Raw genomic sequence first — 22,457 nt, forward strand, 5'->3', positions numbered from 1 at the left:
GCTCACTCAGCTTAATTCATTAATGCTATGATTTGTGGTAAAAATTCATTGTCCAACGTGGCTATCTCAACTTGTTCAGTCAACACGTCATGCAATATTTGCTCGTTGGTGAGAGGGTTGGCTAATACCACTCTAAATACTGTGGTGTGCTGCCTGAAATATTTGGCTGGTTTAATACGGGTACGAGAGACAAATGACTTACCTTGTTCACGTTGATGCTTTTGAATAAATTGGGTTAAGCCATCGAGAAGCTCATTGATTTTACGAACCAAAGGCTCGTTATTGCTTGCTACTGCTTCGTTAAGTAACTGCTGAACTGTGCTGGGAATATATCGATAAGTGAGTAAACACAACTCAGGTTTGGTCACTAATTCAAACTCTGGGTGTTGCTCAATAATCGATGCAAAATAACGGGCTTTTTCTAGGCTGTTATTAATTAAAATCTCATAACCGTCGCGACCAATAATTTGCAGACACGCATGTACTAGCATAGCCATGCCTGGGCGAGAACCCTCTAATGTTTGGCTGCCTAAATCTTTAGAACCCACCCGTAAAATATATTCAGCATGATGCACGATGGCTTGTGCTAGCTCAGGATCTTTAAATATCACCATGCCGGCTCCCATTGGCACATACATTTGTTTATGAGCATCAATGGTGACCGAGTCAGCAAGTTCTATGCCTTTGAGTAAATGGCGGTATTTGTTCGACAATAGGCTTGCGCCGCCCCAAGCAGCATCAACGTGGAAATGGCATTGTAATTCTGCCGCAAGTTGAGCCAGTTCAGTTAATGGGTCGACATTGCCGGTTTCGGTTGTACCTGCAACGCCGACAATGGCCATCACTTTAATATTTTGTGTCGCTAATTTTTTAGCGGCTGCGCGCATTGCCTCAACGTCGACTTTATTGTCATGATCCGTTGGGATACTCACAATGTTGTCGCGACCAATACCGAGTAAGTCAGCGGTTTTACCAAGAGAGTAATGGCCACGCTCAGACACTAAAATGGCTAAATCATCAAATCCATAAAACCGCAGCGCTTTTGGCATGCCTTCGCGGGTGATGCCTTTAAAGTCATCTTGCGGTTTGAGCAATCGGTTACGGGCAATCCATAATGCGGTGATGTTTGCGACAGTGCCACCAGAGCAAAATGCACCTAAGGAATGATTGGCGCTGTGCATCCATTGGTCATAAAAGTGAGTTGGTTGTTGATAAACGAGGTGGTGCATCATGCCTAACACTTGACGTTCAAGCGGGGTAAAGGCTTTGGATGTTTCAATTTTAACTAAATTTTGATTCAATCCGACCATCATTTTAGACAACGGCAGTACAAAATATGGCAGGGCAGAGGTCATGTGGCCAATAAAGCTCGGCGCCGCAGTATGAACGGAGTGGGCCACTAAATTACGCATGATTTCGTCAGCGTAGTCAGACACAAAAGTGGGGTCTACTGGAATTTGATGGGCATTAAAATCAGTTTCAATTTCAGCTAATGGCTTTTCTAATGCCGCAATGCTGTTACCTAAAAATCCGGCTAAGTCTTGAGATAACCTCTGTTCAATAATGCTTAGCGTCGATGAAGCATCTTCAGGTGCGGTAAAAATCCGCAATAAACTGTCTGCTGAAGCCTGTGCTTGACGCGGAATTTTTGAGGTCATTGTGCTTGCCGTTGTGGTGAAAACTGCATCCTATAGACGATGATAAATGCGTTAAAATGCGCGCTATGTCTACAGGACTAAAAGAGGGTGCTAACTTTACTGTAAGCCTTGCTTAGCTTCAAGTATTTATACTACTTACGCATTAAAAAGCGCCTAACACTATTGAGTATTAGGCGCTGGTTGTGGCTCATTTTACACTTAGTTTGGCTTGAATGAGAGGGACCATACCGCGGCAATATTCTGCGCCGTATTGGTTAGGTTTACCTGAGCATCAGACAAGACTTGTTCTAACGATTGCACCGCGGGAATAATAGGGAAGATGGCTTTCATTCCATGTTGAATAATCGCATCAGCGTTATCACCTAAGCAGCCTGCTATCGCAATTGTGGGCACGTTGTATCTTTTGGCTACATTTAGCACACCCATTGGGGTTTTGCCATAGACAGTTTGAGCATCAATACGCCCTTCGCCTGTAATGACTAAATCTGCATCTTGACAATGTTTTGCCAACTCAACGCTTTGGGTGACAATTTCAACTCCAGGTTTTAAGGTCGCGGCTAAAAGTGCCATTACGCCAAATCCCATTCCACCCGCCGCGCCCGCTCCAGCTTGATGTTCACAATCCAATGTAATCTGTGGTGTGTGTTGACGGTTAATCACATTGGCAAAGTGGGCTAATGCCTGGTCGAGTTGTTCTACCATGGCAGGACTTGCGCCTTTTTGTGGACCAAAAATGGCACTAGCCCCTCGAGGCCCACATAATGGATTGTCTACATCACAGGCGACTTCTATTGTGCAATCACTGATATTTGGGTGCAGTGATTGAATATCGATACTGTGCAATGTCGCAAGTGCTGCACCACCCAATTTAATATTGGTCCCTGCAATATCAGTGAGTTTTGCACCAAGAGCTTGCATCATGCCGGCGCCAGCATCATTGGTCGCGCTGCCACCTAAGCCCAAAATAATGTGCCTGATCCCCTGATTAAGTGCATCGGCGATTAATTCGCCAACACCAAAACTGGTGGTCAATAGCGGGTTTCGTTGTGTTGGTGGCACTAAATGAAGGCCTGATGCAGCCGCCATCTCAATGACGGCAGTATGCTGACCGTTTGCATCAGGTTGCCCAAGAATGCCATAAAATGCCTTTACCGGAGTGCCTAATGGCCCTGTAACGCGACGTTCTATTATATGTCCACCGGTTGCATCCACCATAGCTTGTACTGTTCCTTCGCCACCATCAGCCATGGGAACTTTACAATATTGCGCATCGGGGAAAATATGCTTAAACCCTTGCTCAATAGCGTTTGCCACTTCAAGTGCACTAAGGCTTTCTTTAAACGAGTCTGGTGCAATTACGATTTTCATATATGGCCCTGATAATTTACAGTAAAAATAAACTGAGGAGGTACACAGTAATCATGGCGGTGACACCTTGGATTAATGTAGCTGCCGTTTGTGCGCGGTAAGCTTGCTTAACACTCATGCGGCTAAACTGGGTGACAACCCAAAAGAAGCTGTCATTAGCATGCGATACTGTCATTGCGCCAGCGCCAATTGCCATCACTGTTAGTACCCGGCCCATTTCAGAATCAAGACCGATATCACCCAATAATGGTGCGACCAATGCTGAAGTGGCCACTAAAGCTACCGTTGATGAACCTTGTGCTGACTTTAATGCACTGGCCACGATAAAGGGCATAAATATCCCGACGCCTAATGCCGATAAACTGCTGCCAAGGAATGCGCCAATTTCTGTTGCTTTTAACACTGCGCCAAATGCGCCACCGGCACCCGTGATCAGTAAAATAGGTGCAGCAACCACTAAACCTTGACTGATCCGCTCACTGAACTCGGCAATTTTTTTATCACTTTTTAAAAGTGATAAAGACAGCAGCAAACCAATCATTAAGGCATTAACCGGTTGACCTAAAAACACCAATATTGAAAATATGCCTTCTTCGCCAAGTGGTTTTGACGGGAAGCTGGCGATAGAGCCTAAACATATCAACACAATGGGTACAAAAATCGGTGCAAATGCTTTAGTTGGACTTGGTAATTTACCGTATGCATTTTTAAGGTCATCGAGTTGATCAAGTTGTTGAGTTAACTCTTCTGCGCCTTCACCGTCAGGTTCTTCGTTTTTAAAGCGATTAGCCCAAAGCATGCCTGCAAATGCAGCGATAGCGGCCACAAAAACACCGACAGCAATGACTAAGCCTAATTGTGACTCTAGGCCTAAGTTGCCTGCAGCGGCAATTGGCCCTGGCGTTGGCGGTACAAATGTATGGGTAGCATAAAGCCCCGTCGCTAACGCAACACTCATTGCCACGTTAGACACCTTCATACGGTGAGCCATTGATTGCTTTAGTGAGTTTAAAATCACGAAACCTGAGTCACAAAAAACCGGGATTGATACCAGGTAGCCGATAATCGACATGGTTAAGGTTGGAAAACGTTGTCCAAAAAGCTTAATGACCACTTCTGCCATGGTAATGGCCGCGCCACTTTTTTCTAAAATGGTGCCAATGATTGTCCCCAAGACAATCACCAAACCAATGTAACCAAGAATGCCACCAAAACCGTTAGTGATGGTTTTGGCAATTTCTTGGCTTGGCAGGCCGTAAGCAAAAGCGGCAATAAATGACGCTAAGATTAAGGTTAAGAACGGATGTAGTTTAAATTTGGAGGTGGCAACCACGATAAACGCGATAACGCCGAGTAGGATCAATATTAAGCCCATAGGTTACTCATTATTATTGTTTGAGGGTAAAAACACTCAACAATAGTAAATCATTAGGCCAAAATTGCTTTGTTCATTTGCATTAACTGAGTAGGGATTTTGTTTTGTTTGTTGTGCATATGCACAATTAATTGTGTTGGTTAATTTATTCCGGCTGGTGGATAAGTTGCCCTAGGTACAAACTGAGTAAACCATTGAAATTATGTAAATCAATATTGGTCACGTTTTGGATTTTATCAAGGCGATAACGAAGAGTATTTCTATGGATAAACAAGCTGTTAGCACACGCTTGTAAGTCACCCATGTGCTGTAAATATGCCGCTAAGGTTTTTTGTAATTGTTGATTACTGTCAGCTTCAATCAACTTTTGATAAGGCGCTGCAAGTGCATTACCTCGCCAGTGATGACGCAAGCCCGAAAGTAACACCGGTAAGCTGTAGTCTTGATAAAGGTATTTGCTTTTTTCTGGGTGGTATTTTTTGCCAATGTCGAGGGTTTCTTGGGCTGTACGGTAAGAGTATGTAATGCCTAAATCACCACTAAAATAATGCCCTAATGCGATGTGTAAACGCAATTGCATGTTTGCTGGCAGGCGTTTGAGTAATTTATCGATGCGCTGGCTTTCAAGTTCGGGGTCAAATTGCTTACCGTCTAGAAATGCCGGTTTAAGGATCACTAATTGAGTGAGCGATGTCATAGCGATTAAATTGTCACGCATGGGGTGTTGCAGCAAGTACATCACTTGTTTGAGTGCTTGATTGTCTTGCTGAAAAGCCGCGTTATGACTGTCGAGTTCAATGATGGCTGCAACTCGTGGCACGGATAAATCAATACCCAATTGCAATGCCCACTGTTTTAGTGACGGCAGTTCTGCTTCGCTCGCAAGAATAAGCTGTGAAATAAACTCTTCTTTTTGGCGATTTTGCCACTGTAGCTGCTCTTGCAAGTTAGCTTGCTCGACAATCATTTCAGCCGTCATTTTAAGCAATTCGCCATAATGGCTTAAGGTGTCAGGCTCGCCTGTGATGCCAATTGCGCCAACAACTTGCCCCTGGTAGTGCAGAGGAAGGTTTAACCCTGGTTTTACGCCTTGTAAATTAGCTGCAATGGTGTGATTTATTTCGACGTTACGGTTTTGGCTAATGGCAAGTAAAGCCCCTTCATGAATGGTGCCGATACGGTGCTTTTCACCTGAACCGAGAATGACAGCTTGTGCGTTCATGACATTGATATTATGGCCAATTATTTTCATTGTGCGGTCGACAATTTTACCCGCAATATCTGTATCAATTTGAAGCATGATCCCCTCGAACTTCCATCGTGTGTGGCAATAACGCCGCCATTGAGATCATGATAACTTATGTGTGTTGATAGTGGCAGTCAATGTTAAAAAAATGCATTTGAGGAGGGAGAGGTAGGGAAATAGCAAGAAAATGTGGGCAACATCCTTTTGCCCAAATTTCAATCACAAGGTATTCACCTTGTTAATATAATGTTAAATTCGGTTGTGTTGCAAGTTTTTTGTCCACAATATAAAAATGCCAACATAAAGATGTTGGCATTTAATCGTTAACACTATCGTTTATAAGTCTTTATAAGCTATAGCGCATGCTCAGCATAATCATATGTGCAGTGTAATCATGGTCGACATTGCCAAAGCTGACTACGTTCCAGATGGTGTCTGGGTTGAGGTCGTTGGCGTCGTCGTTATCAAGGTATTTTTCCATTTTGTAGTCAACACGAATGCTCATGTTTTCAGTTGCTTGATATTGGCCATATAGATTGATGTTATGCACTTTTGCAAAGTAATCGCCGTAATCGCCGGTGATCCCCTGGCTCACTTGAGTGGTGCTGTCTGAATTTGAGTAAGCATAATCTAAGCCTAGTTTTAGTCGACTGTCCATTAAGTTGCTGTAACTCATACCTGCGCCGACATAATCAATGGTGTCTTCAATATCAGCTTGCCAGTTGGCGACGCTGAAATTTGAACTGCCTGATTGTTCAGATTCAATGATTTGATGATTGTAAAATGCATTTAGCGATAGATCTGCGTTGACCATGTAATGCAGATTAATATCATAATAAGTGTCTGTTGATTTGGTGAGACCGATGTCGGTCTCAGTGTAATCATCTAATGCGTAGCGTGCGCCAAAGTCGACGGTTAAATCGGTTAAAGGTGTATGGCTGAAACGTGCTTCTATTTGGCTGCGGTCACGATCGGCAAGATAGTAACGACGTAATAGTGCATTTTGCTCTGATGACGATGACATCGATGCGTTATATTGTGAGCCATCACGCTGACTCACGCTGCCTTTTAACCACATATTCCACATGTCAAAGCTGTTAACATTGACCCGCGCCCATAAGGTGTCTTCATCGGTGGTTTCACGGTCTTGATAGCTACGCTCTTCGCGCTTAAAGTCGTAACCGCCATCAAGCTTTATACCGTGGGTAATACGATAGTCACTTGATAATTTGGCGCGGTGAGTGGTGAGATCATACGGCGTGTTGTACGCAGCTTCTCCGGTGACATCGTTGATACTGATTTGGGTCCATTGTTCGATTTGGGTTTTATTATCTCGGTCGTTGTAGTCATAGCTGCCACTGACACGCCAAGCGCGGTTAAGTCGTGTCACCGCCTTTAAGGTCGCGCCTGTGATATCCACTTTTGCATCAATACTGTTTGCGGGGAGTGGGTATCCGTAACCTATAGTCGTGAGTGTTTGATCTTGCGTCATTTGCCCAATTAGTAAGCGACCACTTAGGTTCGTCATGGCCATATTATATTGACCTAATAAAGACACTGTGTGGGCTTCGTTATCAGGATCTAGTGCAATATAGCCCGTCGTTTGTGCGCCAAACGTTGGATTAAATGCGCTGTCAAAACCGAGTTGATTATTGTCATTTTTAAACACTGAGCCAGTGTAATTTACACTGGTAAACCAATTGTCTCCGCGAAGCTTAATACCCGCATTGAGGATGTCGGTGGTGTAATCGACAGGCTCTGCCAACATCATAGACTGGTTATAAAAACTGCCTGATGTGGTTTTAGTACCGGTTTTCTCTTCACGTTGAAAATTCACATAAGTGGTAAACAGCGATTCTGTCTGGTATTCAAACCCAAGCCCTGTACGGTCACGCGTTAATGATAGTTCTACAGGATTTAAGCTACTGTAGAGCATTGGCATGTCAGGGCTTGAGCCTGCTGTGACCCAATTGTCTGGCAGTGATAGGTAATCACTACCAATATTTTGATATGGGCTTAACGCACTGTTTGATTGATAGTGGGCAAAAGAGCGGTAGTTAACATTGATGTTATATACGCTTTGTTTACCGACATCGATATCGATACGGCCATTATCCATACCGAGATTGTGAGCCTCAACATTTGCTTGATAACCTGTTTCGCCTTTATAGCGAATATCCGCGTCTACTTTGCCTGCTACTTGGTTACTGCTATTGAATGCATTGGCTGATTGAATATCATCTTCGCCGTTATAGGCTATGCCTGCTTCGACGTAACCAGTTGTGCCAGTTTCAACCACGCAACCTTTACATTGCCAGGCATCGAATTTAACGCTGTCTGTTTTTGCATTCATTAAGCCATAGCCTTGTGCGAATAAGCCAAAACTACAACTTGATAATAACGCTAAGGTGATGATGTTTAATTTTGTTTTCATGTCGTTATCTCCTTAGCGCTGCAATAACTTGCCCGATGGATGGTTTGATCCATGGACTTGGCTATGACAGTTTAAGCAGCTTCGTCCGCCAGTAAATGCATTGCCAGTTACTGTTGAACCCATATCGGTGTTGCCAAGGTAGGCACTACTTGTGTGGCCGTCGCCTGAGTGACATTGCTGGCATAATTGTGGAGCACGCGTTTTTAACATTGCATCATTAACCGACCCGTGAGGGTTATGGCAATTTGCGCAATTTTCTGTCACGGGTGCATGCTCCCACAGCTTTGGGCCGCGCTTCTCTGCATGGCAGGTATAGCAAGTTTCGTTAACAGTAGGTTGAACAAGATCTGCATCACTTAAGCTGCCATGGGCATTATGACAATCGCTACAGGTCATTTGGTTCCATTTCATAGGATGACTTGTCCGTTTGTTCATGTCGGCTTTTTGTTTAGTGTGACAACTGGTACAAACGTCCATTTCGGTTTGCTTTGATAATACAGGGTCGTGCGCGGCATGAACGCTGTGACAAGAAGCACAGGCTACGTCAGCATTTGCATGATGGCTGCTTTCCCATGTCATGCGTTTGTCGTCATTGTGACAACTCATACAAACGCTGTTTTGCTTATCGGTTGCGAGGCTTGAGTTCGGGCCAAAGGTAATCATCGGCTCTTTGCCGCCGCGATTGTGGGTGCCTAATGGGCCGTGGCATGCTTCACACTGTAGGCCTGCCATTGGGCTTTTTGATGAATCAATTGCACCATGGACACCTTTAAAGAGGTCCATGACTTTTTCTGATTTTTTATGACACATTAAACATGAGTCAGCGCCTTTAGGGGAGTATTTTCCTTCGGCGAATTTTTTATCGAGTGTGGCTTCAACTTCAGCCGGTGTTATGGTGGCATCCCACTTTGCAGCGTGTACTTGATTTGACAAAAATACGGTTGATGCCGTCAAGCAAAGTAGGGCGAGTAGTAGGGTATTAATTTGGTTTGTGGTCTTCATAAGTAGACTTCCTAATTTGTCCATTGTGATGATCAACAGTCTGATAATGTATGTCACAGCTTGAGAGAGAAGCCTGGCTTCTCTCTCAATGAACAGATTACAGTTTTACTTGAGTGTGATTTTCAATGCTAGGTGCGTGGCAGTAGAAACAGGTTTCTAACTGCGCAGCATCGTTTGCTTCTTGGTAGCTACCGTTGACAATAGCGCCCTGGCTGGTGGCATGTTGCGAGATTTCATCAAAGCCATGACAAGATGCACATGTTGCTGTGATAGGTGTGGTGTATAAGCCCGCTGAAGTGGCAAGGGCGCCTTTCACTTTAAATGCATCTAGGTTGAAGTCGTCGTGACATTGAGTACAGTCTTTAATAATACCTTGCTCGCCATGTACACTGTGAAGTTTCATTTCAAGTGCGCCTTGGTTTGCGCCAGAAGCATAGGTTCCGTCTGGTGTATGACAAGTGACACATCCATCCACACCTACGGTCATTTCTCCATTTAGCTCACGGCCCAATTGTTCAGTCATGATAAATCCAGCATGATAACCTTTATGCAGTTCAAAGGTTTCTCCATGGCAACTTTCACAAGAAGCAAAATTAACTGAGTCGATATGACGGTAACTAGGGGCATTACCTGAGTAAGTTGCATGGGCAAGTTCTGCTTTCATACTGGTGGTGGCGACGCCATCGGCACAATCGATTGCTTGGCTCCCGTCGTTACACATTTCTAGGCCAATAAAGCTAAAGGCTGTGTCGGTATCACCACTACCAAAAGGTAGCGATGCGATGCTGTAAACTAGCTTGCCATCGGCAATGGTTACATCCGTTTGCAACAGACCCACTTTAATAAAGTCTTTACTCACTTTAGCAAGTCCACTGCCTGGGCTGGCGTTGTACCCCATGATAGGGAAGTTTGGCCCAACGTTAGTGATGGTTTCAAGACGTTGGATTTTGCTCACAAGTGAAGTGGCATCAATTACTGCGCCAGCAGCGTCTAACATGGTTACTGATAACGTGGCTGACTTATCTTCTGCTGTGGCTTTATTGGCGACCAATGTCGCACTCATACCATATTGGTTGATAAAGGCTTTTTTCTCGCCAAAGGCTGAGGTATGTAAGGTTTCGGTCCAGCTTGCATTATGACAAGCGATACAGTTTGAGTTATCAACTTGTTGCGGGTGGCCTTGACCTGTTTTAAAGTCAATGTCGCTATGACAGCTGCTACACGCTTCCATGGTTGGAATGCGTGTCCAGTTATTCCATTCAGTTAATTGTTCTGACTCAACATGGCACGTTGTACAGTTGTCTTGCACGATTGCGTGCGCGGCTTCTGCGCTTTTATCGAGATTACGTCCGTACATTTTTGCGTTGTTATGAACGTTATGAATAAGGTGGCTAAAGTCGACTTGTACTTTGTCTTTTTCGATTGCCATTTCGTTGGTGTGACAACTTACACAGGTCGTTAAGTCGGTATAGCTGTGATAAATGCTTTCGCCTTTTACGTGGCAAGTATTACAGGTGGCATCGCTAACAATATTTTTGGTGTATTTAGCACTATAGCCTTCACCGTCAAAGTCTTCTGTGATTTCAGCTCTGGGTGATGTTGAGACGCCATCAAGGAGTGTTGATGCACTTGATATCACATTGTAACGTTGTGTGAGTTCTGGATTAAACCCTTCAACAGCCACAGTAAAAGTGTATTTACCGTTGCCTAAATCGGTAAATGTTTTTTCCGACCCAATGTATTGCCATAGGGCTGAATTACCTGCACCGCTAGCACCGGCAGGAATTAACTGGACCACTTTTTTGACTTCTAATGCTGATATTCCTGCGATAGGCAGATCATTTTCATTGGTCGCAAATACAGTGACTGTTGGCTTGTTGTCTTGGTAGGTCACATCGGTAATATCAAGGTTAAGCACTTGAATGGTTACCGCTGGCTCACCACCTGGATTTCCAGGGTTACCTGGTTCGCCGTCACTGCCGCCGCCACAACCTACCAGTGTCATTGATGCTGACATAGCAAGTAATAATGCAATTTTTGTGTGTGTTATATTCATCATCTTTTCCCTGCAAAGGTCATCCATCTAACTTACTGGCAGTATGTTCTGCAATATCGAATTCAGTTAAGTTGATGTTGGAATAAGGTTTCCCAATACCAAGATTACTTTACAAACAACAAGACGTCTGTAAAGCGAACGCAATTGTGTGATGGTGATCAGGCTATTAATAAAGAGGTATATAAAATACTGACTTAAAGCATATTAATTGTTCGTAATATAAAAAGACCCTAGGCAAAAGCTAGGGTCTTTTAATCATTACGACAGATTATCGTGTATTGGCGTTAAAAGCCGTGGCTTTCATTAATACGTGTTGGTGTGTGACAGGTTGAACACATTTCTGCTGAACGTGTGCGCACATCATCTTCACTCATGCCGTCAGTAATACCGCCATTGGTTTCAATGTGAGACACGGTGGCATCAGTAATGTATTTTTGGTGACAGCTTAAGCATGCGCCAGTGTCAGATGACACCCAAACATCAGCACCTGTTTCGGTATCAGCGTATCGCCATACTCTATCTTCTGCGCGGCCTAGCGTTATGCCGCCAGTGGTGTGACATGTTTTACAGTCAGTCTTTAACACTGTACCTGATTCAACACCCGCATATTTAAGATAGTGACCTTCAGCACTGTGTGCTTTAAACGCAAAGCTGGTCGATTTTTTACCGCCTGGATAGGTTGCATCAGTTTTTAGCGTTTTATCCGAGGTATGGCAAGTTTGGCAGTTGACGCCATTGTCATAGTGATATACTTCTTGGTTGTGACATCCTTGACAAGTTGTTGTATCAATTATGTTTCGGCGAGATGCCGCGGTTTGGCTAGTATTTACTGCCGCTGCCGCCATGACAAAATGATATGCACTGCTTTTTATTTCAACTTTTCTCACATCATCGGCAGAGCATGCGGTTAACTTCACTTCTGGGCGACCATAACCGCCATTGTTGTAACACGCGGTTACCGCTGACCAAAGTTCAAACGTTTTACCCACATAGTCAGTGGGTAGCGTGACGCTATTCCACACTAAGGTCCAACTATTGTCTGCGTTTGCTATCCCTTCACTGAGTTTAATACGTCTGTTGCTGTAACTGGCATCGTTATAAGCTGGGTAATCTATGTTGCTGTCCCATGCCATCACGATGCGACTGCCAGTGTCGACAAATTCAGCAGCAATGACATTTGCCGATGCATCGGTAAATTTAACGGTCGTACTAAATTTGCCTTCAGCAGTAACGGTAGTATCGCTAAAGACGACATTCATGGTTTGGGTTTCGTTATAGGCCTTCATCACATCGCCGTGAGCTTCTTTTGCACTGCGAGCGTAACCTTCTTCAATATGACATGAAGTACATTGTGTACTTAAACCAACATGATGTTCAGAGGCTGATTCTGTATGACAAGCAATACAAGCGGTGTCGCTTTTATTGGCGTTAAATAATGCGGCATCTTGAGGGGCATTAGCGCCTTCAACGTGACATGCACTACAATCAGCAGCAGGTTTTTGTGGATACATCACATTGCCATAATCATGTACACCACCGCCATAACCAATGACTTTATACGGCGCAGCTTCTTCCGTCGTTGCTGTATGTGTTACGCGGTCTTGGCCTTTATGGATAGCGTGGATCATGTAGCCAAAGTCAACACTGTTGCCGGTTTCAGGATCGCCAGATGTAGCCGTGTGGCACGATGCGCAGTTTTCAAGATCAATTCTGCGGCCACCGTGTAATTCAAGACTATCTGGTTGGTGACAGGTATAACAGGCCTCAATTGAAACCACATCTCGTGAGGCGATATCTTCGGTTAACCCAGTAGATGGCTGGAAGTCATAATGTGCATTTGCAGTAATGAGCGGTTGTTTTAACTCTAAGGTAATACGCTGGGTATTATCTTGATTATAGGTAATCGTTAATGGTTCTGTTATTTGGCTAACATTGGTTTGGAATGTGTATTGATACGTCCCGTCTTGATTATCAACAAAGCAAGTATCGCAAGCAGAAGCGGCTTCTACTTCTGCTTGGTATTGAGCTGAGGGGGCTATATTGGTTTCGCCATCGGGGATCGTACTGGTATTCGGCTGTTTTAACACATTAATATAAGACTGCCATTGATAGCCGCGATCGACTTGTGTGTCACCGACCATTTCGGTAACAGGCGTTAATTGTGCAATGCCGAAGCGAAGATCATGATCTTTTGTTAACCCAAGTACAGCTACGCCATTGCCGTTTTTGAGGCTAAAAGTGACGTTGACTTTACCGTCTGTCACCGTTGCATCTGTCATTGTGGCTTTTAGTGTTGATGCGCTGTCAATGCTGACACCGATAATGCCATCTGGGCCATCTTCACCATTGGCACCATCGCTGCCTCCACAGCCTGATAGTGCCAAAGCGATTAGCCCTGCACTTAGCACCGCTTTTGTTACGGGACGAACGGTAATTGTTTTCATCATCTATTCCCTGCATTTTTTAGTTATCGCGCAATTCACTAAGGGTTAACAGTGTGCGGATTTTATTCAATTTTCATATTAGCTAACCTTTGCAAGTTACTCATCGAAATAAGTGTAGAGTTGTGACTAAGATCTGACTATTACTTTGGGAGTAAATAATGAATGTCATTCACAAGCAGTTAAAACCAAAATTTTGTCCTTAACTTAGCTTAAGTTAATCTTTGCCTAATTGAGAGTAGCGATTGAGAACAACTTTGGCGGGCATAAGCTTGATTACAAATAATTATACAAAGAAATCGAATCAAGGCGTTCACTTAGCGAGTTGATGTAATGCATATTGGTTGAATTTGCATAAGTATTGTGCAACTAAGCTAGTGATTACACAGTTATTAAGATTAAGGCTTGATCAAGCCAATAGGTTAGGGGATAATCGCCTCGTTCTGAAAAACAAGCTTTGTTTATCAGAAGTCAATGGTGACCCTAGGGTCCCCCCGCAATGATAACTTGTGAACTCGGCCAGACCCGGAAGGGAGCAACCGCAGCAAGCGACTCGTGTGCCGGGGTGTCGGCTCTAGGGGAACCTCCAAATTTATCCCCACATCATTTTCACTAGTTCATCTATCTTTAATTTGTTGCCTAAAAGGGCAGTAAACTACGCATACCCTCGAATAATTATCTTTAAATTTGCTGTGCCGCTGCTATTTCTGCTTCTTCTTTTAAGCGTTTTTGTAAATTGGCTTTAAGAAATTGACGAGACTTTTCAAGCGCATCGTAAATCTCTGTTTTCATCATGTGCAATTCTTGGTAATTTTCAAAAAAATAGGTATCGACTAAGTGACGGATGTAACGCACGGGTAATTGATTTAGCGTGACGCAACATAAATCGGCCAAGTATTCTTCAGGCAGCTCTTCCATTAAGCCTTCATCTCTCAGTATTTCCATTAATAGAACTTCATAATAGTTACGAATATCTAAGTGCATTATATGCTCCATTGAGACCAGTGTGTTGTCGACGTCTATGTCGAATATATTACGTGTAAGCGTTTGCTACACGAGCTATGTTGATTAGTCGCCTTTGCTTAACCATAACTCATTTGCTGCCACAAGTAGTTGGCTATGTCGATGAGTTAACTCGGCTTCATTACGACTATAGCCTCCACCAATCACAGCTGCAAGGGGGATGTTGTGGCTTTTGGCTATTGATATCACTTGGGTATCTCTTGCTAATATACCTTGGGTCGAAATATTGAAGTATCCTAAATCATCGTCTTGATGAATATCTACCCCGGCGTCATAAATAATAAGATCAGGCTGATGCATCCGAATAAGGAAAGGCAGTATTTGTTGGATGTGCTCAATATATTCTTGGTCGCTGCAGCCTTTGTTTAAATCAATATCATGATCTGAGTGCTGCTTGCGTGAGGGGAAGTTTTGCGCGCAGTGGATTGAACAGCTAATAATATTGGGATACTGCTGAGCTAATGTCGCGGTGCCATCACCTTGATGTACGTCGCAATCAAATATCAATATTTTATCTGCTTTACCGCTGTCGATGGCAACCTTTGCCGCAAGAACTAAATCATTAAAGACACAAAACCCGCTGCCAAAATCATAATGAGCATGATGATATCCGCCGGTTAAATGCACCGCAAAACCATATTCTAATGCTAATTGGCTGCACAATACTGTGCCATTGACGGCATGTAAGGTGCGGGTGACAAGATGTTCGCTCCAAGGAAACCCAATACGTCGTTGCGCTTTATGCTCGAGCAATCCGTTGATGAATTGATTAACATATTGCGGGCAATGCACAGTGTAAAGTGTTTCGATGTTGATGGGGGCAGGAGTATGCATTGCTGACTCAAGCAGTAATTGTTGCTCAAGTGCATATTCATATAGCAGTTGATATTTTGTGGTTGGAAATCGATGGGTGCGAGGTAACGCCAGCCGAGAATAGCTGGCGTGATACACAAAGGGAATGGCTGTTAACATTTAAAGTTGCTTAATGGCCCAACCCATAAATTCTTTGCGGGTTTTTTCATCTGCTTGTAACCACCAGTACTGCAACATTTGCTCAGCTTGTGCTGGGGTTGTTGCTTTGTCAGCGGGTACTTTGGTTGTTACTGACGTTACAGCCGCCACGGGTGCCATATTGGTTGCAACAGCAATGTCTGATTGCACCGGTGCCTGTGTGACAACCGTTTTGCCATCTCCCGTCGCTGAGGCAGACAAGCTCTCAAAGTCTTGTTGTTTATTGGTTTTAAACAAGTTAGTGATAAAGGTTTCTTCTGCAAAATTGGTTTGCTCAACACTATAAGAGACAGAGCCGTTGTCCTGGCGGCTCACTTCGACTTGTGGCGCCTTAGCAAAGGCTTTTGGCTTTTTGATGACATCACCATTAGCCGGTTTTAGGCTGTATTGATAATCACCATCTACCGTTAGCGTAACAATGAACGGTGTGGATTTTACAAATGATTGACTGTCACTGAACGAGTCATCGACCACATCATGATAGCGGATGGCGATTTTATGGGTGCCATTGGCTAATGTTAAGTCGGATTGATGTTTAAACATACTTGTTTCAATTGCTTCGCCATCAAGAGCTAAATATTCAAAAGACATGGGAATAGTTAAATTAGCTGCAAATACTGATGATGAAGTTAAAAATGCTAACAGCGCACTAGTGGTGAATACAGATTTCATTGTTGCTCCTTAACGAGGGTAACTTTGGCGAGGTCGTTCAAATAATTGAATGCGCTCTTCAATATAACTTGTTGCTTGTTTACATTTTCCTAAGCGACGATGCATCAAAAGGATGTCATTTTGCAATTGAATTTTGTCATCACTATGACAGAATTCAAGATTTGCTTCCATTTGTTGTATTTTTTGCTCAATTTTTTTCGCCCAGTTGAGATGTTTGTTCAGTTCGGCATATAGCTGATGACTGTTTTGCATCACATTACTGGCTATCCAACCAAATCCACTGTCTTGCACCGCTTGTTGTTGTTTTTTTGCATAACGCGCCCGATTACTGGCTTTACGTTGTGCTTCGGCTTTTAAATTAATGTCGGTGGTGAGCAAGGCTCTTTTTAGTGCGATAAAGCGGTCTTGTATGCGATCACAACTGAGTTGAATAACAGGACCACTCAGTTTAAGTAATAATTGTTTTTCTAGTTTTTGAATGTCTTGGCGAAGTTGTGAAATACATGGACTCAGTAAACCACCTTGTTGAGCGAAAAGTTGGCTGTTAAATCGTTCGGTTTGTTGCAAGGTTTGTCGCTGGTTGGGTGCTAAATTTTGGTCATGCATTAGGGCATCTTGCTCAAGTTGAGTCAGTTGCTGCTTTAACATTAAAACCAGTTGTTGGGTATTCATCCCCAAGCACTCCAAGTTAGGTGAATGGCTATCGACAATACCATAACGATAAAAATAGGTTTAATAAAAGGAATGCCAAATCGAATTGCGCTTCGTGCGCCAATATAAGAGCCGGCCATCATGCAAACACCCATCCATAACCCTAGCATCCACTGCACTTGTCCCATTGAGGCAAATATAACTAACGCAGTAACATTACTCACAGAGGTCATCACCCTTGCTAAACCACAGCTGTGTAACAAAGGGAGTTTGTGAATTGATACTGATGACACGGTCCAAAATGCGCCAATACCCGGCCCAGCAAAGCCATCATAACTGCCAAGTATAAAACCTTGCGAGATTTGTTTGCTAGTAGACGAACGTTCAATGGGGAGGCTGACATTGTTATCACCCATGGCTTTGGGACTGAATAAGGTATAAATGGCAATGCCGATAATTAATAGCGGCAAGATTTTTTCTAGCCATGTAGGGTCAATGAGGAAAACCAGAATACATCCTGAGACAGAGCCTATAAGGGTGGCCAAAAAACTGGCTTTCCATAATGCAGGGTTAAATAATTGCTGTTTATAGAAGGTAAAACTTGAGGTTAACGAGCCAAAACATGCCGCTAACTTATTAGTGCCTAAGGCTAAATGAGGTGGAATGCCTACTGTTAGCAATGCTGGTATCGACAATAAACCACCACCACCCACTATGGCATCAATAAAACCTGCAATAATTCCGATGACCGCTAATACTGCCCAATGGCTAGGGTCTAATAATAAATCCAACTCAATACCTATTCAATAACACGTCTAAAAGGGGGAAGGGCATCAATCAATGATTTGCCATAACGTTTGGTCACTAAGCGGCGGTCTAAAATAGTCACTCGTCCGTAATCTTGCTCTTTACGCAGCAAGCGACCACAACTTTGGACTAATTTACGCGATGCGTCTGGAATTGTCAGCTGTAAAAAGGGATTACCACCTTTTACTTTTACGTATTCCGCATGGGCTTGTTCTACCGGTGATGTTGGTACAGCAAAAGGCAGTTTAGTAATAATTAGGTTGGTTAAATAGTCGCCCGGTAAATCCAGACCTTCGGAGAAACTGCCGGTGCCGAATATAATACTGGGTAAACCATCATCACAACGCTGCTTATGTTTTTCTAAAATTTGTTGTCTTGGAATTTCACCTTGAACAAATAACTGATCTTTGGCTATTTTGCCCTCGACCAAATCGACCACTTTTTCCATTTGCCAGTAAGATGCAAATAATACGAGTGTGGCCATTTCGCCATCCACTAATGCAACAATATGCTCAGCAATCTCGGCCGTATAGTTATCATCGGTAGGTTCTGTAACCATTTGTGGAATAAACAGCGTGGCGTTATTTTCGTAATCAAAGGGCGACAACAAGGCTAAAAATCGAGTGCCATCATTAATGCCTAATCCGACTTGATGGGCAAAATGGTTAAAATTATTAAGTGCACGTAATGTTGCACTGCACAATACAACGCCAGCCGCTTTTTGCCATAACATAGACTCGAGCATAAAACCGACTTCGATGGGCGATGAGCAAAATAAGTAATCCTGCTGCTTACCTGTTATTAACTCTGCCCAGCGTGCCATTGGTGCACCTTTTTTACTGTCTTCTTTGGCCATCATTTTCCACAGCTTATGTAAATTATCTAAACGTTGTAAAATAAAGCCTGTTTCAGACAATAACCCTTCAGATTGATGCTTAGGCACTTCACCGTCTTTTATTGCCTCACTTAGCACCGACACCACTTTATTAAACTGTTTAACAGCAGCGCCAGAGGCCGTGGCTAAGTTTTCTGCCTGAATTAATAGCGCTTGTGGTAATTGCCCGTGCTCAAAGCGCAGTCGGCTTTCTGGGTTGGCAAATAATTGCGGTTGGGTATCGCAATAATGCGCGACTTGAGTTAATAAGTTGGTTAAATCGGTTGTGTGATCAAGCATGGCTTGCACAGGAGCAATAATGTTATTTGTTTTAAGCTGATTTTGCAGCTTAGAGCAGGTTTTAGAGGCTTTTTCTAACCAATCACAAGCCCCGCGTAACGTGGCTTGTGCGCTGGAGAAATCTCTTGCCACAATCGGTAAATGGTGTGCCTCATCGATAACATAAAACATGTCTTCTGGATCAGGTAAAATAACCCCACCACCTAATTCTAAGTCTGCAAAAAGCAAACTGTGGTTAGCAATAAGCACATCCCAGGTATCAACATCTTCACGTGCTTTATGAAATGGACAGTTGTGATGTGCTGATACTTGTCGATGACAACTGTGCTTGTCACAACATATTTGCTGCCATAAAAAGTCTGGGATGGGATGTTGCAGGGTGTCAATTTCACCATTCCAACGTTTTTGATGGAAATCTTGATGCAGTTTTTGCAGTTCATTTATTTGGCTTTGATCTGGCTTTGTTTGCCACATGGCCATTTGTGAGCTGTCTTGATTGCCTATCATGGCTTCAAGTTTGGCCAAGCACACGTAACGTTGCCGACCTTTAACTAGACCAAATTTAAAGTCAACGCCAGATTGTTGTAAAAAAAACGGTAAATCTTTGTGGAGTAACTGTTCTTGTAATGCAACCGTTGCAGTGGCAATACAGACCTTTTTCTTACTGGCTAATGCTAATGGAATGGTGCCAAGAATATACGACAGTGACTTACCAATCCCGGTACCTGCTTCAACCACAATAATCCGCCGATCTTTGTCATACTCACCCGCTAAGGTTTTTGAGATTTCAGCTACCATGTAGTTTTGTTCGCGACGAGAACGAAATTGCGGCATAGCATTAGCAATTTCTTTATAAATGGTGCGAATTTGACTTTTTATCGTATCCGGTAGCATAGATGTATGATTTCTGCGTGGTCTGAATTATGCTGTACATAATAACAGTGAATTAGCATGCTACGAAGTAATAAATAACATTGAAACATTTACAGCCGCAATTAAAACATTCCACCCATGCTCGTCAAAGCATATCTGCATTGCCGCGAGTGAAGGGCAGAGTATTGACTCGCCATGCGATATATCGTCAGGGTCAGCTGGTGTTGCAATATTATTTAAAAACCGCAAATGGGCCAATTTTAGTTGAGTTGCATCACAGTGAGGTGATTTGTTTTTGTCGTCAGCAAGATTTGGATGTGTTAACTCACAAAGTCGATTTTACGCTCAAGGCAGAGTCTATTGGGTTAACCAGTTTTGCGCATGAACCCGTCTGTGCGCTGTATTTAAAATCTAACAGCCAATTAAAAGGGCTGACTAGGGTGGCTAATGATGTCGGCATTACGCTATTTGAAGCCGATATTAGACCCGAACAGCGTTATTTAATCGAGCGTTTTATCGCCCTTGATATTGAATGTGTGGGGGAGTATCACAGTACAAATCACGATACCTTATTGCCATTAATGTCACTGGAACGGGCGCGAAAACCCGTAGCTGAACCAACCGATGTTGAGATTAGTTTATCAGTAATATCGTTAGATTTTGAGTGCAGCTTTGATGGCGAACTCTATTCAGTTGGGTTATATGGCGAGCGATACCAATGTGTGTTTATGGTTGGCGAGCCGCAAAATGATAGCCATGATTTTATTGTGTGGGTGAAAGATGAGGTCGAACTTATCCATCATCTGATTGCCTGGTTTGAGCAATACGACCCTGACATTATTATTGGTTGGGCAGTGGTCACTTTTGATTTAGCTTTATTATATCGTCGCTGCATTGTACATCATATCCCATTATTAATAGGCCGAGGTGGCACAGAGTTAAGCTGGAAGGTAGCGGATAAATTTAGGCCCGAAACACTCTCGTTGCCAGGGCGCGTGGTGCTTGACGGCATTGATTGGTTAAAAGCGGCATTTTATCAATTTGATAGTTTTTCATTAGAGTTTGTATCAAGAAATCTGCTCGATGAAGGTAAAGCCATTGATCATGTTGAAAACCGCGGCCAAGAAATTACCACGTTATTTAACACCGATAAAAATGCGCTAGCATTTTATAACATCACCGACAGCCGATTAGTATGGGATATTTTTGAAAAAACCCAGTTGATTGACTTTGCGATTGAACGAGCAAAATTAACAGGTTTAGAGTTTGGTCGTGTTGGTGCATCAATCGCTGCATTTTATCATTTATATTTACCTCACTTACATCGCAATGGATTTGTTGCTCCAGCACATCCTGTCAGTCAAGGGCTTGAAAGCCCCGGCGGTTATGTCATGTCATCTATCCCTGGTCATTACAACGACGTATTAGTTTTAGATTTTAAAAGTTTGTACCCATCAATAATTCGTACTTTCTTAATTGACCCCAAAGGATTAGTGGAAGGCTTACGCTTGGCCGAACAAGGTGATAATACTTCAACCGTGCCAGGTTATTTAGGTGCACATTTTGCGCGAGATAACGCAATTTTACCCGGTTTAGTTGCCAGCCTAGCAGCGCAAAGAGAAATGGCAAAAATAGAAAAAAATGCGCCGTTATCGCAAGCGATAAAAATTATCATGAACTCTTTATACGGTGTATTAGGCTCAAAAGGGTGTGTATTCCATGATGCAAAGTTAGCCAGTTCAATTACCATGCGCGGTCATCAAATTATGAAATTGACCAAGCAATGGATAGAAGAATCAGGTTATCAAGTTATCTATGGTGATACAGACTCCACTTTTGTTTGGCTTGGCGAAAATCATGGGATTAAAGACATTAATGCCTTGGGGTTGCAACTCGCAACCAGCATAACAACACGCTGGCGTGATTGGTGTGAGACTGAATATCAATTAGACAGTTTTCTAGAGTTAGAATTTGAAACTCACTTTGATCAATTCATTATGCCGACGTTAAGAGGGTCTGAAGAAGGCAGTAAAAAACGTTATGTCGGTGCTTCATTAGGGGCGGACAGTAAGCTTAAATTGACGTTCAAAGGCATGGAGCAGGTGAGAAGTGATTGGAGCCCTATCGCCCGTAAGATGCAATTTGACTTATACGAGATGTTTTTCAACGGTGAGGATGTTATCGATTACCTTCGTCAAGAGTTAGACGCGCTAAAAAAAGGTGAAAGAGACTCTGAGCTCATCTTTAAAAAACGTTTACGTCGTCATGCTGAAGACTACACTGCAAAATCATCTCCCCATGTCAAAGCGGCAAAACAATTGGCACAAATACAGGGTACATCTAAAGCAACAAGGAAAGGGCATCAAATCAGGTATTGGATGACGACAACAGGCGCTCAACCTGTCGAAGCAGAACCCAATAATATTGATTACGAATATTACATTAGTAAACAAATACAGCCGATTGCTGAACCTATTTTACAGTTGTGTGGGCAACGATTTGATGCGCTAGTCAATGATCAACTCTCGTTAATTTAAAACTTATTAATGGCGAAACTTGTAATATGACATTGTACCCTCGTCACACTTTCCTATCGCAAACATTATGCGATTTTATGTTTACCCCAAAGCGCCACCCATACTCTATATGTAAATATGCAACATCAA

The 22,457-nt window shown here is 43.1% G+C and carries 15 protein-coding genes and 1 other RNA gene; 2 read left to right on the plus strand and 14 right to left on the minus strand.

The window, feature by feature from the left end; genetic code table 11:
- Nucleotides 1-11: 11 nt before the first annotated feature.
- The 8 genes from panP to AC19MV_RS00665 all read right to left on the minus strand — a co-directional run bounded on the left by panP (nucleotide 12) and on the right by AC19MV_RS00665 (nucleotide 13,586).
- A complete protein-coding gene (panP, locus tag AC19MV_RS00630) occupies nucleotides 12-1,658 on the minus strand; it encodes a pyridoxal-dependent aspartate 1-decarboxylase PanP (RefSeq protein ID WP_498305227.1) in 1,647 nt (548 codons plus the stop codon).
- A 198-nt stretch (nucleotides 1,659-1,856) separates the two neighbouring features.
- On the minus strand, nucleotides 1,857-3,026 hold the full coding sequence (locus tag AC19MV_RS00635; protein ID WP_498305229.1) for a glycerate kinase: 1,170 nt from the start codon (nucleotides 3,024-3,026) through the stop codon (nucleotides 1,857-1,859).
- A 16-nt stretch (nucleotides 3,027-3,042) separates the two neighbouring features.
- Nucleotides 3,043-4,401, minus strand: coding sequence for a GntP family permease (locus AC19MV_RS00640; protein WP_498305231.1), 1,359 nt, complete (start codon nucleotides 4,399-4,401; stop codon nucleotides 3,043-3,045).
- A gap of 145 nt (nucleotides 4,402-4,546) precedes the next feature.
- Entirely contained in the window at nucleotides 4,547-5,701 is a 1,155-nt protein-coding gene (locus AC19MV_RS00645; RefSeq protein ID WP_498305232.1) for a sugar diacid recognition domain-containing protein, read from the minus strand.
- A 292-nt stretch (nucleotides 5,702-5,993) separates the two neighbouring features.
- Nucleotides 5,994-8,081 carry an MtrB/PioB family decaheme-associated outer membrane protein gene (locus AC19MV_RS00650; RefSeq protein ID WP_498305234.1) on the minus strand — a complete coding sequence of 696 codons (2,088 nt, stop codon included), beginning with the start codon at nucleotides 8,079-8,081 and terminating at the stop codon, nucleotides 5,994-5,996.
- 12 nt (nucleotides 8,082-8,093) lie between these two features.
- Nucleotides 8,094-9,083 (minus strand): DmsE family decaheme c-type cytochrome, encoded by a 990-nt coding sequence (locus AC19MV_RS00655; protein WP_498305236.1) that lies wholly within the window; start codon nucleotides 9,081-9,083, stop codon nucleotides 8,094-8,096.
- A 97-nt stretch (nucleotides 9,084-9,180) separates the two neighbouring features.
- A complete protein-coding gene (locus tag AC19MV_RS00660; RefSeq protein WP_498305237.1) occupies nucleotides 9,181-11,142 on the minus strand; it encodes an OmcA/MtrC family decaheme c-type cytochrome in 1,962 nt (653 codons plus the stop codon).
- A 281-nt stretch (nucleotides 11,143-11,423) separates the two neighbouring features.
- Nucleotides 11,424-13,586 (minus strand): OmcA/MtrC family decaheme c-type cytochrome, encoded by a 2,163-nt coding sequence (locus AC19MV_RS00665; RefSeq protein WP_498305239.1) that lies wholly within the window; start codon nucleotides 13,584-13,586, stop codon nucleotides 11,424-11,426.
- Between the two features lie 477 nt (nucleotides 13,587-14,063).
- Here AC19MV_RS00665 and ffs point away from each other — a divergent pair.
- Nucleotides 14,064-14,161: signal recognition particle sRNA small type (ffs, locus tag AC19MV_RS00670), an RNA gene on the plus strand.
- Between the two features lie 100 nt (nucleotides 14,162-14,261).
- On the opposite strand, the gene AC19MV_RS00675 is transcribed toward ffs, so the two are convergent.
- The 6 genes from AC19MV_RS00675 to dinG form a co-directional block, all read right to left on the minus strand.
- The gene (locus AC19MV_RS00675) at nucleotides 14,262-14,564 is read right to left on the minus strand and encodes a late competence development ComFB family protein (RefSeq protein ID WP_188954750.1); all 303 of its coding nucleotides are present in this window, start codon (nucleotides 14,562-14,564) and stop codon (nucleotides 14,262-14,264) included.
- A gap of 84 nt (nucleotides 14,565-14,648) precedes the next feature.
- A complete protein-coding gene (locus AC19MV_RS00680) occupies nucleotides 14,649-15,575 on the minus strand; it encodes a histone deacetylase family protein (RefSeq protein WP_498305241.1) in 927 nt (308 codons plus the stop codon).
- Nucleotides 15,576-16,286 (minus strand): DUF2057 domain-containing protein, encoded by a 711-nt coding sequence (locus tag AC19MV_RS00685; protein ID WP_498305243.1) that lies wholly within the window; start codon nucleotides 16,284-16,286, stop codon nucleotides 15,576-15,578.
- Nucleotides 16,287-16,295: 9 nt separating this feature from the next.
- Nucleotides 16,296-16,958, minus strand: a complete 663-nt coding sequence (locus AC19MV_RS00690) for a primosomal replication protein (protein WP_432405103.1) — start codon at nucleotides 16,956-16,958, stop codon at nucleotides 16,296-16,298.
- Complete coding sequence (locus AC19MV_RS00695; RefSeq protein ID WP_498305245.1) at nucleotides 16,955-17,728, minus strand: TSUP family transporter; 774 nt, start codon at nucleotides 17,726-17,728, stop codon at nucleotides 16,955-16,957. Before AC19MV_RS00695 ends, AC19MV_RS00690 begins: the two co-directional genes overlap by 4 nt.
- Before the next feature lie 8 nt (nucleotides 17,729-17,736).
- On the minus strand, nucleotides 17,737-19,812 hold the full coding sequence (gene dinG / locus AC19MV_RS00700; RefSeq protein ID WP_432405111.1) for an ATP-dependent DNA helicase DinG: 2,076 nt from the start codon (nucleotides 19,810-19,812) through the stop codon (nucleotides 17,737-17,739).
- Nucleotides 19,813-19,943: 131 nt separating this feature from the next.
- Between dinG and AC19MV_RS00705 the strand changes: the two genes are divergently transcribed.
- Nucleotides 19,944-22,328 carry a DNA polymerase II gene (locus AC19MV_RS00705; RefSeq protein WP_498305797.1) on the plus strand — a complete coding sequence of 795 codons (2,385 nt, stop codon included), beginning with the start codon at nucleotides 19,944-19,946 and terminating at the stop codon, nucleotides 22,326-22,328.
- Nucleotides 22,329-22,457: the final 129 nt, after the last annotated feature.

This window comes from Shewanella sp. MF05913, assembly GCF_059758095.1.

Coding starts and splice junctions, on each gene's coding strand:
- AC19MV_RS00650 (WP_498305234.1), bottom strand. CDS start 8,081: ATGAAAACAAAATTAAACATCATCACCTTAGCGTTATTATCAAGTTGT.
- AC19MV_RS00685 (WP_498305243.1), bottom strand. CDS start 16,286: ATGAAATCTGTATTCACCACTAGTGCGCTGTTAGCATTTTTAACTTCA.
- AC19MV_RS00675 (WP_188954750.1), bottom strand. CDS start 14,564: ATGCACTTAGATATTCGTAACTATTATGAAGTTCTATTAATGGAAATA.
- AC19MV_RS00690 (WP_432405103.1), bottom strand. CDS start 16,958: ATGAATACCCAACAACTGGTTTTAATGTTAAAGCAGCAACTGACTCAA.
- AC19MV_RS00680 (WP_498305241.1), bottom strand. CDS start 15,575: ATGTTAACAGCCATTCCCTTTGTGTATCACGCCAGCTATTCTCGGCTG.
- AC19MV_RS00645 (WP_498305232.1), bottom strand. CDS start 5,701: ATGCTTCAAATTGATACAGATATTGCGGGTAAAATTGTCGACCGCACA.
- AC19MV_RS00655 (WP_498305236.1), bottom strand. CDS start 9,083: ATGAAGACCACAAACCAAATTAATACCCTACTACTCGCCCTACTTTGC.
- AC19MV_RS00635 (WP_498305229.1), bottom strand. CDS start 3,026: ATGAAAATCGTAATTGCACCAGACTCGTTTAAAGAAAGCCTTAGTGCA.
- AC19MV_RS00660 (WP_498305237.1), bottom strand. CDS start 11,142: ATGATGAATATAACACACACAAAAATTGCATTATTACTTGCTATGTCA.
- dinG (WP_432405111.1), bottom strand. CDS start 19,812: ATGCTACCGGATACGATAAAAAGTCAAATTCGCACCATTTATAAAGAA.
- AC19MV_RS00665 (WP_498305239.1), bottom strand. CDS start 13,586: ATGATGAAAACAATTACCGTTCGTCCCGTAACAAAAGCGGTGCTAAGT.
- panP (WP_498305227.1), bottom strand. CDS start 1,658: ATGACCTCAAAAATTCCGCGTCAAGCACAGGCTTCAGCAGACAGTTTA.
- AC19MV_RS00640 (WP_498305231.1), bottom strand. CDS start 4,401: ATGGGCTTAATATTGATCCTACTCGGCGTTATCGCGTTTATCGTGGTT.